We start from the raw sequence: 12,953 nt of genomic DNA on the forward strand, positions 1-12,953 counted from the left end.
ACACAATACAGCCTTCCAGATGCACGCCGAGAAAGTGACACATGCGTATATTACTTGCCGAAGATGACAGCGTCCTGGCCGATGGACTGACGCGCTCGCTGCGCCAGTCCGGCTACGCCATCGATTATGTCAAGAATGGCCAGGAGGCCGACACGGCCTTGTCCACCCAGGAATTCGACCTGCTGATCCTCGACCTCGGCCTGCCCAAGCTGTCTGGCCTCGAAGTGCTGCGCCGCCTGCGCGCGCGCGCTTCACTGCTGCCGGTGCTGATCCTGACGGCCGCCGACTCGATCGAGCAGCGCGTCAAAGGACTGGACCTCGGTGCCGATGATTATATGGCCAAGCCGTTTGCCTTGTCCGAACTGGAGGCAAGAGTGCGCGCCCTGACCCGCCGCGGCGCCGGCGGCGGCGCCACCATCATCAAGCACGGCCCGCTCAGCTACGACCAGGTGGGGCGCAGCGCCTATATCAACGACCAGATGCTGGACTTGTCGGCGCGCGAACTGGGGCTGCTGGAAATTTTGCTGGGCCGCACCGGGCGCCTGGTATCGAAGGAGCAACTGGTCGACCATCTGTGCGAGTGGGGCGAAGAGGTATCGAACAACGCCATCGAAGTGTATGTGCACCGGCTGCGCAAGAAAATCGAAGTGGGCGGCATCCGCATCGCCACCGTGCGCGGCCTGGGCTACTGTCTGGAAAAATTCTCGGAAGCGCGCGCCCAGGCGCTGGCGACCGATGCGGCCGGTAGCGCCAGCAAGTGAAACCGCCGGCAGCGCCAGCCGGCCAGGCCAGCGACAGCCTGGCCGACGAGGAGTGGTTCGAGCCGCCCCTCAACGAGCCCGACGATATCATCCAGCACTCGCTGTTCGGTGAAATTCTCGACTGGATGCTGGCGCCGCTGCTGCTGCTGTGGCCGATGAGCATCGCCATTACCTACCTGGTCGCCAAAAGCATCGCCAACCAGCCGTTCGACCATGCGCTGGAAGATAACGTCACCATGCTGACGCAACAGGTCAAGCAGGCAGACGGGAAACTGAGCAGCCAGCTGCCCGGGCGCTCGGGTGCCAACGCACGCGATTTTTTGCGCAGCGACGATGTCGACGCCGTGTATTACCTGATCCAGAACGAGCGCGGCGGCTATGTGGCCGGCGACCGCGATTTGCCGCCGCCGCAAGACCCCGACCGCTACCGCAGCAGCACGGTACTGTTTCGCAACGATAATATCCACGGCACCCCGGTGCGGGTGGCGTTTTCCTATCTGGACATGCCGGCGCCGCCCGGCGAAGAGCCGCGCCGCGCGCTGGTACAGGTGGCCGAAACGCTGGAAAAGCGCGCCCAGCTGGCCAATGAAATCATCAAGGGCGTGATCTTGCCGCAGTTTATTATCCTGCCGATTATTCTGGCGCTGGTGTGGTTTGCGCTGGCGCGCGGCCTGTCGCCGCTGGCGCAGCTGCAGGAACGCATCCGCGCGCGTCCGCCCGATGACTTGAGTCCGATCGAATCGGGCCAGGTGCCCGAGGAAATCACGCCGCTGGTCGGCTCGCTCAACGAGATGCTGGCGCGCCTGTCGCTGTCGATCGATATGCAAAAGCGCTTTATTGCCGACGCCGCGCACCAGATGAAAACCCCGCTGGCCGGCATGCGCATGCAGTCCGAGCTGGCACTGCGCCAGACCGACCAAGGCGAAATTCATCGCTCGCTCGAGCAACTGGCCAGGAGTTCGGAAGCGGCCACGCGCCTGGTCAACCAGCTGCTGGCGCTGGCGCGCGCGGAAAACCAGCCCCAGGCCGGCGCCGCCTTCGCGCCGCTGGCGCTGAACGAACTGGCGCTGGCCGTGGTGCAGGACTGGGTGCCGGCCTCGTTTGCCCAACAGATTGACCTGGGCTTCGAGCAGCCCGAACAACCGGTGATCATCATGGGCAACGCCATCATGCTGCGTGAACTGCTGAGCAACCTGATCGACAATGCGCTGCGCTACACGCCGTCCGGCGGCAGCGTGACAGTGCGCGTGCGCGCCACCCTGGAGCAGGCCATCCTGGAAGTGGAAGACACCGGCCCCGGCATTCCCCAGGCCGAGCGCGCGCAGGTGTTTGAACGCTTTTATCGCATTCTCGGCAGCAATGTCGACGGCAGCGGCCTGGGCCTGGCCATCGTGCGTGAAATTGCTCAGCAACACGGCGCCGAAATCGATATTTTCAACAATCCGCGCGCCCAGTCGCCCAAGCTGCCGGGCACGCTGCTGCGCCTGGCACTGCCCCTGCTGCCACCCGCCGCCCCCACCGAAGACGATGTGACCTATGGATAAATCGCTTGAGCGCAGCGCCCTGCTGGCACGCCGCGCCGCGCACTGGCGCGCCACGCGCCGCCTGACCGCCATCTTGCTGCTGGTATGGTTGCTGACCGGTTTCCTGACCGTGTTCTACGCGCGCGAACTGCTGCATCTGAACCTGTTTGGCTGGCCGCTGCCGTTTTATATGGCGGCGCAGGGCGCCTCGCTGATCTACCTGTCCATTATCGGCGTGTATGCCTGGCGCATGCGCCGCCTGGACCAGGCGTTCCGCGACGCGATACAGGAGCAACAGGCATGACCACCCAGCGTGCTTTTTTCATGCGCCTGCGCAAGTATTACCTGCTGTTTACGGCCGGCTTTGCCGCCTTCCTGGTGGCGCTGGCCATGCTGGAACAGGAAGGCATGCCGCGCGTGTGGATCGGCTATCTGTTCATGTTTGCCACCATTATTTTGTACGCCACCATCGGCGTGATCAGCCGCACCTCCAACGTTACCGAATACTATGTGGCGGGACGGCGCGTGCCAGCCGTGTTCAACGGCATGGCCACCGCTGCCGACTGGATTTCCGCGGCCAGCTTTATCAGCCTGGCAGGCGGGCTGTACCTGAACGGCTTCGACGGCCTGGCCTTCATCATGGGCTGGACCGGCGGTTACTGCCTGGTGGCGCTGCTCATTGCGCCTTATTTGCGCAAGTTCGGCCAGTACACGATCCCCGACTTTCTGGCCGCGCGCTACGCCAGCGGCGGCGACGGGCGCGGTGCACTGGTGCGCGTGCTGGCCGTGATTGCCACCATCATAGTGTCGTTTACGTATGTGGTGGCGCAGATCTATGCGGTCGGCCTGATCGCCTCGCGCTTTACTGGCGTCGATTTTTCGGTCGGCATTTTCCTCGGCCTGGCCAGCATCCTGGTCTGCTCGTTCCTGGGCGGCATGCGCGCCATTACCTGGACCCAGGTGGCGCAGTACATCATTATCCTGGTGGCCTTTCTGATCCCGGCCATGTGGCTGTCGGTCAAGCATGCCGACAATCCGGTGCCGCAGATCGCCTACGGCAAGGTGCTGCCGCAGTTGAGCGCGCGCGAACATTTGCTGGAGCAAGACCCGAAGGAGCAGCAGGTGCGCGCCATCTACGCCCAGCGCGCGCGCAACTATCAAGCCGGTATCGATGGCCTGCCGGCGTCGTGGGAGCAGGGTCGCCAGGCGGCGCAGAAGCAGCTCGACAAGCTGCGCCAGCGCAACGCGTCGCTGTTCGATATCCGCAATGCCGAACGCTACCTGCTCGCTTATCCGAAAAGCCCGGATGAGGCGCGCACGCTGTGGGAGAACGCGCTGGCCGTCAATCTGAAGCGCGCCGAGCCGATTACGCCGCATGCGCAGCCGTTCCCGGCGCCCGACCGCGCCCAGTCCGATATCAAGCGCAACAATTTCCTGGCGCTGGTGTTTTGCATGATGCTGGGCACGGCCGCGCTGCCGCATATATTGATGCGCTCCTATACCACGCCCTCGGTGCATGAAACGCGGGTGTCGGTGTTCTGGACGCTGTTCTTTATCCTGCTGATCTACCTCACCATTCCCGCGCTGGCGGTGCTGGTCAAGTACGATATCTATTCGGCGCTGGTCGGCACCCAGTATGCGCAGCTGCCGACCTGGGTCTCGTACTGGGCCAATGTCGACAAGTTCAGCCCTTTGATCAGCATCGTCGACGTCAATCGCGACGGCATCGTGCAACTGGCCGAGATCGTGATCGATCCCGATGTGCTGGTGCTGGCCACGCCCGAGATCGCCGGCCTGCCCTATGTGATTTCCGGCCTGGTGGCAGCTGGCGGCCTGGCTGCCGCGCTGTCGACCGCTGACGGCCTGCTGCTGGCCATCTCCAACGCCCTGTCGCACGATATCTATTACAAGGTGGTCGACCCGACCGCCTCGACACAGAAGCGCGTCACCATCTCCAAGCTGCTGCTGCTGGCGGTGGCCTTTATTGCCGCCTATGCGGCTTCGCAAAAGCCGGCCGATATCTTGTCGCTGGTCGGCATTGCCTTTTCACTGGCGGCCTCGACCCTGTTCCCGGCGCTGGTGCTGGGCGTATTCTGGCGCCGCGCCAACCATTACGGCGCGGTGGCCGGCATGCTGGCCGGCTTCGGCGTCTGCCTGTACTACATGCTGCACGCCAGCCCGCTGCTGGGCGGCGGACCAGCCGGCCAGTGGTTCCATATCGCGCCGATTGCCGCCGGCATCTTTGGCGTGCCGGCCGGCCTGCTGGCCAACTTCGTCGTCAGCTCGGTCACGCCGCCGCCGGCAGCACGCTGCGTCGGGCTGGTGGACTATATCCATACGCCGGAATGACAAAATGAATATGGTGCTTGCACTGGATAAATCCACAATGAAATGATAGCCTAGGGGAAACAGTATAAAAATAAATATTATTTTTACTATCCCAAAAAGGAGTGTCCATGCAGTTCAGTCTGGTTCGTTTTACGCTGACCATCAGCGCCTTGTTACTCAGTACATCGATTGCACTGCCGGTTCTGGCTGATAACCAGCAAACTGCACCGTCCACCACGATCCCGATCGCCGATTTTTTCAACAACTCGGCATTCAGTGGTGCAGTCATCTCGCCGGATGGTCGTCATCTTGCCGTACTGGTCAGCGCCAAAGGTGGTCGCGTACAACTCTACACGGTGCAGCTGCCCAGCATGAAAGTGAGCGGCCTGACTTCTTTCGAAGACGCTGATATTGCCAGCATAGCCTGGGTTAACAACCAGCGGCTTGTCTACAGCGTGGCTGACCGCCAGATTGCCCAGGGCGACGTACAATATGGACCAGGCCTCTATGCCATCAATATCGACGGTAGCAACTACCGCCAGTTGGTCAGCAATACTTTTTCAACCAAGAGCCTGAGCAGTTCGCGCGCATTGATGAGTGCCAATACCCGGCTGCTAAGTACCGTCACGACTCCCGATAGCGACGATATCTTTGTGACCGAAACGCGTTTCAGTGCAACCGGCAAACCTGGCAGCGTCGTGCAACGCCTGAATACGGCAACCGGCATCAGCAAACCGGTCGCTTCGATCAACGGCGCGCAGGGCTGGTTAATGGACCAGAACAATGAAGTACGCCTCGCCTACACCTCCGATGACAAGACCAGCACCATCCACTATCGCGATAATGCCGACAGCGCATGGCGTGTCTTGCACGAGAGCGATATCTTTCATCCCAAGAAAGGCGATTTTGAACCGGCATTTTTCGACGCGGCGGGTAATCTTTACGTGCGTGCCAACTACCAGGGAACAACGGCTCTGTACTTGTATGACCTCAAGACAGGCACCATGAAAGATACGCCACTGGCCGATACGCCAGGCTACGACTTCACCGGTCAGCCAGTACGCAATGCTCAGAAATTGCTGGGGCTGCGCTACGAAACCGATGCCTTGGGCACCATCTGGTACGACAAATCCATGCAGGCGCTGCAGGAAAAAATCGATGCCCTGCTGCCAACCACGGCCAATATTTTGTCCGTGGCAAGCCGCTCGGAAACCCCCTTCGTCCTTGTCACTGCGCAATCCGATGTCGAACCAGGAGCTGCCCTGATCTACAACACGGAAACCGGCGTACTGATGCCACTGGGCGGTACCCACCCAGCCATTGATCCCTTGCGCATGTCGCACAAGACCATAGTGCGCTACAAGGCGCGTGACGGCCTGGAAATTCCTGCCTACCTCACCCTGCCCAAGGGCAGGAGCGCCAAGAATCTGCCCATGATTGTGATGGTGCATGGCGGACCATGGGTACGCGGCGGCCATTGGAACTGGAATCCGGAAACGCAGTTTCTTGCCTCCCGCGGCTATGCCGTACTGGAACCGGATTATCGCGGCAGCACCGGCTACGGCGCAGCACACTACAAGGCAGGCTGGAAGCAATGGGGCCTGAAGATGCAGGATGACATCGCCGACGGCGCACGCTGGGCCATTGCCAAAGGCTACGCCGATCCGCAACGTATTTGCATCGCTGGCGCAAGCTATGGCGGCTATTCAACGTTGATGGGATTGCTCAATGACCCTGACCTGTTCAAGTGCGGTATCAACTGGGTTGGTGTTACCGATATCAATATGATGCGTGACGGTCACTGGACCGGTGATTCCGACCTCAGTGAATCTTATAAAAAATACGGTATGAAAGACATGGTCGGCGACCCAGTCGCCGATGCGGCTCAGTTGAGCGCGACGTCGCCGCTGAACCAGGCCGCGCGCATCAAGCAGCCGTTACTGCTGGGCTACGGCGGTTCCGACCGGCGCGTACCGATCAGCCATGGCCGCACTTTTTATGAGGCCGTGAAGAAAAACAACCCCTACGTCGAATGGGTTGTCTACCAGGAGGAAGGTCATGGCTGGGCCCTGCCGAAAAACAATATCGACTTCTGGACACGCGCCGAAAAATTCCTGGAGCACAGTATCGGGCCGGCTGCAGTGACTGGTTCCTCGACGGCTGCTGCACAGTAGCAATCACGGGGCGCCTTGATGGCGCCCTGTCCCCTGGCTCCAGCCTGTCAGGAATGCTGTATGACACTATTGCATTTTCAGCGAAAATGGCTGATAGGTGGTGTACACAAGGAAGGCCACGGCTGGTCACAGCCCACCACGCAGATTGATTTCTGGAGCCGGGTGGAACAATTCCTGGGCCGCCATATCGGCAACAACAGCGCGGCGGCAAAAAGAGAGTAGTCTCGGGGTTTCCCCACCTGCCAGGAGTTCCTATGCCGTCCGGAAAAATTCTTGTTGCGCAAGGAGGCGGCCCCACCGCCGTTATCAACCAGTCGCTGGTCGGCGTGGTGCTGGAGTCGCGCCGCTTCCAGCATGTGACGCGCGTCTATGGCGCGCTGCACGGCGTGCGCGGCATTATCAATGAAGAGTTTGTCGACCTGACGCAGGAAACCAGCCACAACCTCGAACTGGTGGCGGCCACGCCATCTTCAGCCTTGGGTTCGACCCGCGACAAGCCCGATATCGCCTACTGCCAGCAGATTTTCGAGGTGCTGCGCGCGCATGAGATCGAGCATTTCTTCTATATCGGCGGCAATGATTCGTCCGATACGGTGCGCATTGTCAGCGAAGAAGCGCACAAGGCCGGCTACCCGCTGCGCTGCATCCATATTCCCAAGACCATCGACAACGACCTGGTCGGCAGCGACCATACGCCGGGCTTTCCATCGGCGGCGCGTTTTGTCGCGCAGGCGTTTGCCGGCGCCAACCTCGACAACGCCGCCCTGCCCGGCGTGTATGTGGGCGTGGTGATGGGCCGCCATGCCGGTTTCCTGACGGCGGCCTCGGCGCTGGGCAAGAAGTTCCCCGACGATGGCCCGCACCTGATCTACCTGCCCGAACGCGTGTTTGTGCTGGAAAACTTCCTGGCCGATGTCAAAGCTGTTTATCAAAAATATGGGCGCTGCGTGATCGCCGTGTCCGAAGGCATCCACGACGGCTCGGGCGAACCGATCGCCAGCCTGCTGGCCAGCCAGACCGGCGGCGAAGTCGAGCGCGATGCGCATGGCAATGTACAGCTGTCGGGCACCGGCGCGCTGGCCGACCTGCTGTGCGACGCCATCAAGGCCAGGCTGGGCATCAAGCGCGTGCGCGGCGATACGTTTGGCTACCTGCAGCGCTCGTTTATCGGCTGCGTCTCGGATGTGGACCAGCGCGAAGCGCGCGAGGTCGGCGAAAAAGCCGTGCAGTACGCCATGTGGGGCGACCGCGACGGCTCGGTGGCCATCAAGCGCACCGGCTTTTACTCGGTCGACTATGAACTGCTGCCGCTGTCGGACGTCGCCGGCAAGACGCGCACCATGGACGACGCCTTTATCAGCGACAGCGGCACCGACGTGACCGACGCCTTCCGGCTCTACCTGCGCCCGCTGCTGGGCTCGAAAATGCCGGATGCGTTTCGCCTGCGTGCGCAGCCGGTGAAAAAAGTGTTGCGGCCGGGTTGAACCATGCGCGCAGGTCGGATCAGGCCTCTCGGCCGTAATCCGACAACAGCGCTGACGCTAACAATGTTGTCGGATTACGGCCCCTGCGGGGCCTAATCCGACCTACGATTTCACGATGGTCTGGTGCTCGTCACCGACGCGCGCGCGGATGGTGCCGATGGTATAGACGGTTTCGCCAGCCGCTTCGAGCTGGGCAATCGCCGCAGCCGCGTTTTCTTTCGACACGATGACCGTCATGCCAATGCCGCAGTTAAATACGCGGTGCATTTCTGCGTCAGCCACGCCGCCGTGCTGTTGCAGCCACGTAAACAGCGGTGGCAGCGTCCAGCCTGTCGAGTCCAGCTCGGCCACCAGGCCAGGCTGCAGCACGCGTGGAATGTTTTCCACCAGGCCGCCACCGGTGATGTGCACCATGCCCTTGACTTCCATCGAGGCCATCAGCGCCAGCAGCGGCTTGACGTAGATGCGAGTTGGCTGCATCAGTACGTCGGCCAGTTTACGGCCGTGGAAGTCGCCTTCCAGATCAGGCTTGGCCACTTCGATGATCTTGCGCACCAGCGAGTAACCGTTCGAGTGCACGCCCGACGAGGCCAGACCCAGCACCACGTCGCCGGCGGCGATCTTGGTGCCGTCGATAATCTGCGATTTTTCCACGGCGCCAACGGCAAAACCGGCCAGGTCGTATTCGCCGGCTGGGTACATGCTCGGCATTTCCGCCGTTTCGCCACCGATCAGCGCGCAACCCGCTTGTTCGCAACCTTGGGCGATGCCCTTGATGACGTCGGTGGCAATGGCCACGTCAAGCTTGCCGCAGGCGAAGTAGTCGAGGAAGAACAGCGGCTCGGCGCCCTGCACCAGGATGTCGTTGACGCTCATGGCCACCAGGTCGATGCCGACCGTGTCATGGCGGTTCAGCTCGAACGCCAGGCGCAGCTTGGTGCCCACGCCGTCGGTACCCGAAACCAGTACTGGCTCCTTGTATTTCTTGCTGATCTCGAACATGGCGCCAAAACCGCCAAGGCCGCCCATCACGCCTTCGCGCAGGGTACGCTTGGCAAACGGCTTGATGGCTTCGACTAGAGCGTCGCCTGCATCGATATCGACGCCAGCGTCACGGTAGGAGAGAGAAACATTGGAGGTCTGGTTCATGGTGTGGTGGCAGCGGAGGCGGTAAAATAGAAGGCGGATAACATCTGGCGCCCCTGCCCACGCATGTTCTTTGACATCCATGTGGCAGGTGACAGCAGGTCAATTCGGTCAATCAAGCCGCTATTTTATCAAACTGCCCCGATCAGTTTGCAAATAACTGCCTTTTTAAACGCAAAACCACAAACTTCCAGCCACTTCTTTACGCATCTAAGACGCCACTATCTGCCCGGCAGCTTCTATAATGCTTAACTATACGCGGACACAATATCAATCGAACAACAGCGACTATGCATACGCAGTAATGAAAAACAGCACAAGGCGTACGCCATGAAACAACTGGTGCTCGATTTGGGCACGGACCCGGCGCACAGTCTCGATACCTTTGAAGTGGGACAGAATGCCGAAGTGGCGCAATTGATGCGCCAGTTCGCCGCGCGCACTTCGCGCGAACATTTTGCCTACCTGTGGGGCGAGCTGGCCGCCGGCAAGAGCCATTTGCTCAAGGCCCTGGCCAGCACCGAGCGCGCACGCTATATTTCGCCGTTTTCCATCGAATCCGAATTTGTCTATTCGCCCGAGGTCGACCTGTACCTGCTCGACGACTGCGAAAAGCTGTCGCCGCTGGCACAGATCGACGCCTTTGCCCTGTTCAATGAAATCCGCGCCAACCAGGCGTATATGGTGTGCAGCGGCGCCGTGCCGCCCGCCGTGCTGCCGGTGCGCGAAGACTTGCGCACGCGCATGGGCTGGGGCCTGATCTACCAGATCCACGGCCTGACGGACGAAGAAAAAATTGCCGCACTGACACAAGCGGCCGCCACCCGCGGCTTGACCTTGTCGCCCGGCGTGTTACCCTATCTGCTGTCCCATTTCCGGCGCGACATGCGTTCGCTGTCGACGATGCTGGACTCCCTCGATCTCTACTCCCTTGAAACCCAGCGCCCGATCACCGTGCCCTTGTTGCGCGAGTTGTTGCAGGCGGAAGCGAAAGAATAATGAATCTGGCCCTGTTTGACCTCGACCACACTTTGCTGCCCATCGACTCGGATCACGAGTGGGGCGAATTTCTGGTACGCGCCGGCGTTGTCGATGCTGCCCAATTCACGCTGCGCAACAACGCTTTTTTCGCCCAATACCAGGCCGGCACGCTCGACCCGGTCGAGTATCTGGAATTTTCGCTCGGTAACCTGGCGCGCTTCCCGCGCAGCCGCCTCGACGAACTGCATGCGCAGTTCATGCTTGAAGTGGTGCTGCCGGCGATCCGCCCGGAAGTGCTGGCGCTGCTCAAGCAGCACCAGGATGCGGGCGACCTGATCGCCATCGTCACGGCCACCAACCAGTTCGTGACCAAACCGATTGCCGCCGCACTGGGCGTCGAGCACCTGATCGCCGCCATGCCGGAATACGACGCCGACGGCAATGTCACGGGCAAGCTGGTCGGCACGCCAACGCTGGGCGCCGGCAAGCTCACCCATACCCATGCCTGGCTGGAAAAACTGGGCAAGACGCTGGGCGACTTCGAGCGTACGTATTTCTACAGCGATTCGCACAACGACATTCCGCTGCTGTCGGTGGTCACCCATCCGGTTGCCACCAATCCCAACGCCGCGCTGAGCGCCCATGCATCCCTCCACGGCTGGCCATCACTTCACTTATTCAATGATTAAAAAATTCATCCGCAAGATCCTCGGCGTTAAAAAAGAGGCAGCGCGCGATACCAGCACCCCGGTGGTGCTGGGTCCCGAGCAACACGGAATCGATCCGAAACTGGTGTCGTCGAACGCCATCCGGGTCACCAGCAGCCTGCAGGAAGCTGGCTTTGAAGCGTTCGTGGTGGGCGGCGCCGTGCGCGACCTGCTGCTCGGCGTCAAGCCGAAAGACTTCGATATCGCCACCAACGCCACGCCGGAACAGGTCAAGCGCCTGTTCCGCCGCGCCTTTATTATCGGCAAGCGCTTCCAGATCGTGCATGTGATGTTTGGCCAGGACTTGCTGGAAGTGACCACCTTCCGCGGCGCCGCTGCGGAAGCGGCGCCGAAAGACGAGCATGGCCGCGTGCTGCGCGACAATACTTTCGGCCTGCAACACGAAGATGCGCTGCGGCGCGACTTCACCATCAACGCCATGTATTACAACCCGGCCACGCAACAGGTGCTCGATTACCATGGCGGCGTGGAAGATATCCGCGCACAAACCTTGCGCATGATCGGCAAACCCGAAGAGCGCTACCGCGAAGACCCGGTGCGCATGTTGCGCGTGGTGCGCTTTGCGGCGCGCCTGAAATTTACCATCGAGCCGGCCACGGCCGCGCCGATCCCCGTGATGGCGCCGCTGATCAACAACGTGCCTGCGCCGCGCGTGTTTGATGAAATGCTCAAATTGCTGATGAGCGGCCATGCGCTGGCCTGCCTGCAGCAGCTGCGCAAGGAAGGCTTGCATCACGGCCTGCTGCCGCTGCTCGACGTGGTGCTCGAGCAACCACTGGGCGCCAAGTTCGTCACGCTGGCGCTCGACGCCACCGACACCCGCATCGCCGCCGGCAAGACCGTCTCGCCGGGCTTCCTGTTTGCGTCCCTGCTGTGGCACCAGGTGCTGGAAAAATGGACCGCCTACAAGGCCGCCGGCGAATCGACCATCCCCGCGCTGCACTTGGCGGCCGACGATGTGCTTGAGTCGCAGACCGAAAAACTGGCGCTGCAGCGCAAGATCGGCTCGGACATGCGCGATATCTGGTCGATGCAGCCGCGCTTCGAGCGCCGTACCGGCAAGGCGCCGCACAAGCTGCTCGAGCATCTGCGCTTTCGCGCCGGCTACGACTTCCTGCTGCTGCGCTGCGCTTCGGGCGAGATCGACGCCGAACTGGGCGAGTGGTGGACCGCCTTCTACGAAGGCGACGAAGCGAGCCGCGAAGAACTGCTGGCCAGCGCCAGCGCGGCGCCGGGCGGCGTCAAGAAAAAACGTCCGCCACGGCGCAGCAGCCGCAGCAAGTCGGGTGGCGGCAGCGGTGGCGGCAGCGTGACCGGCAGCACCAGCGGCGAATGAACGCAGTAACCGCTTACATCGGCATCGGCGCCAACCTGGGCGACGCGCGCGGCAATGTCGACGACGCCATCGCGCGCCTGGCACGCCTGCCGGGCGCCACGCTGATTGCAGCCTCGTCCAGCTACCGCACCGCCCCCATCGATTCAAGCGGCGACGACTATATCAATGCGGTAGCGCAGATCAGCACCACGCTCGGCGCCGAAGCACTGCTGCAGGCGCTGCACGCAATCGAAGCGGCGCACGGGCGCGAGCGCCCGTACCGCAACGCGCCGCGCACGCTCGACCTCGACCTGCTGCTGTACGGCGACCAACAGATCACCAGCGCCACCCTGACGGTGCCCCATCCACGCCTGCTTGAACGCGCCTTCGTGCTGGTGCCGCTGCTCGAACTGGCGCCAGCCATCGAGGTGCCCGGCCTGGGCCCGGCGCGCAACTATTTGCCGGCAGTAGCCGGCCAGGCCATCAGCCGCCTCTGACCCATACCGCGTAACT

Annotated in this window: 12 protein-coding genes; 11 read left to right on the forward strand and 1 reads right to left on the reverse strand. The window is 61.7% G+C overall.

Going from position 1 to position 12,953, the window contains the following annotated elements:
* The first annotated feature begins 41 nt into the window (after positions 1-41).
* The 7 genes from GCM43_RS06660 (at position 42) to GCM43_RS06685 (ending at position 8,270) form a co-directional block, all read left to right on the forward strand.
* Positions 42-761: a response regulator gene (locus tag GCM43_RS06660; protein ID WP_152242736.1), complete on the forward strand. Its 720-nt coding sequence runs from the start codon at positions 42-44 to the stop codon at positions 759-761.
* On the forward strand, positions 758-2,305 hold the full coding sequence (locus GCM43_RS06665) for a sensor histidine kinase (RefSeq protein WP_413770931.1): 1,548 nt from the start codon (positions 758-760) through the stop codon (positions 2,303-2,305). Before GCM43_RS06660 ends, GCM43_RS06665 begins: the two co-directional genes overlap by 4 nt.
* Complete coding sequence (locus tag GCM43_RS06670) at positions 2,298-2,588, forward strand: DUF4212 domain-containing protein (RefSeq protein WP_152242737.1); 291 nt, start codon at positions 2,298-2,300, stop codon at positions 2,586-2,588. Before GCM43_RS06665 ends, GCM43_RS06670 begins: the two co-directional genes overlap by 8 nt.
* On the forward strand, positions 2,585-4,633 hold the full coding sequence (locus tag GCM43_RS06675) for a sodium:solute symporter family protein (protein ID WP_152242738.1): 2,049 nt from the start codon (positions 2,585-2,587) through the stop codon (positions 4,631-4,633). The genes GCM43_RS06670 and GCM43_RS06675 overlap by 4 nt, the downstream gene beginning before the upstream one ends.
* 107 nt (positions 4,634-4,740) lie before the next feature.
* Positions 4,741-6,786, forward strand: a complete 2,046-nt coding sequence (locus tag GCM43_RS06680) for a S9 family peptidase (protein WP_152242739.1) — start codon at positions 4,741-4,743, stop codon at positions 6,784-6,786.
* Positions 6,787-6,846: 60 nt separating this feature from the next.
* Positions 6,847-7,008, forward strand: a complete 162-nt coding sequence (locus GCM43_RS25790) for a hypothetical protein (protein WP_193315559.1) — start codon at positions 6,847-6,849, stop codon at positions 7,006-7,008.
* Positions 7,009-7,040: 32 nt separating this feature from the next.
* Positions 7,041-8,270: a 6-phosphofructokinase gene (locus GCM43_RS06685; protein ID WP_152242740.1), complete on the forward strand. Its 1,230-nt coding sequence runs from the start codon at positions 7,041-7,043 to the stop codon at positions 8,268-8,270.
* A 102-nt stretch (positions 8,271-8,372) separates the two neighbouring features.
* Here the strand turns inward: GCM43_RS06685 and purM are convergent, their stop codons facing one another.
* Positions 8,373-9,419, reverse strand: coding sequence for a phosphoribosylformylglycinamidine cyclo-ligase (gene purM / locus GCM43_RS06690; RefSeq protein WP_152242741.1), 1,047 nt, complete (start codon positions 9,417-9,419; stop codon positions 8,373-8,375).
* A 327-nt stretch (positions 9,420-9,746) separates the two neighbouring features.
* Between purM and hda the strand changes: the two genes are divergently transcribed.
* The 4 genes from hda to folK are packed head-to-tail and all read left to right on the forward strand — an operon-like array spanning position 9,747 to position 12,937.
* The gene (gene hda / locus GCM43_RS06695) at positions 9,747-10,415 is read left to right on the forward strand and encodes a DnaA regulatory inactivator Hda (RefSeq protein ID WP_152242742.1); all 669 of its coding nucleotides are present in this window, start codon (positions 9,747-9,749) and stop codon (positions 10,413-10,415) included.
* Complete coding sequence (locus GCM43_RS06700; RefSeq protein ID WP_152242743.1) at positions 10,415-11,086, forward strand: histidinol-phosphatase; 672 nt, start codon at positions 10,415-10,417, stop codon at positions 11,084-11,086. Before hda ends, GCM43_RS06700 begins: the two co-directional genes overlap by 1 nt.
* A complete protein-coding gene (gene pcnB, locus GCM43_RS06705) occupies positions 11,079-12,461 on the forward strand; it encodes a polynucleotide adenylyltransferase PcnB (protein ID WP_152242744.1) in 1,383 nt (460 codons plus the stop codon). The genes GCM43_RS06700 and pcnB overlap by 8 nt, the downstream gene beginning before the upstream one ends.
* The gene (gene folK, locus GCM43_RS06710) at positions 12,458-12,937 is read left to right on the forward strand and encodes a 2-amino-4-hydroxy-6-hydroxymethyldihydropteridine diphosphokinase (RefSeq protein WP_152242745.1); all 480 of its coding nucleotides are present in this window, start codon (positions 12,458-12,460) and stop codon (positions 12,935-12,937) included. Before pcnB ends, folK begins: the two co-directional genes overlap by 4 nt.
* The last annotated feature ends 16 nt before the right edge of the window (positions 12,938-12,953 follow it).

It is taken from the genome of Janthinobacterium aquaticum (assembly GCF_009208565.1).
Lineage (GTDB): Bacteria > Pseudomonadota > Gammaproteobacteria > Burkholderiales > Burkholderiaceae_D > Janthinobacterium.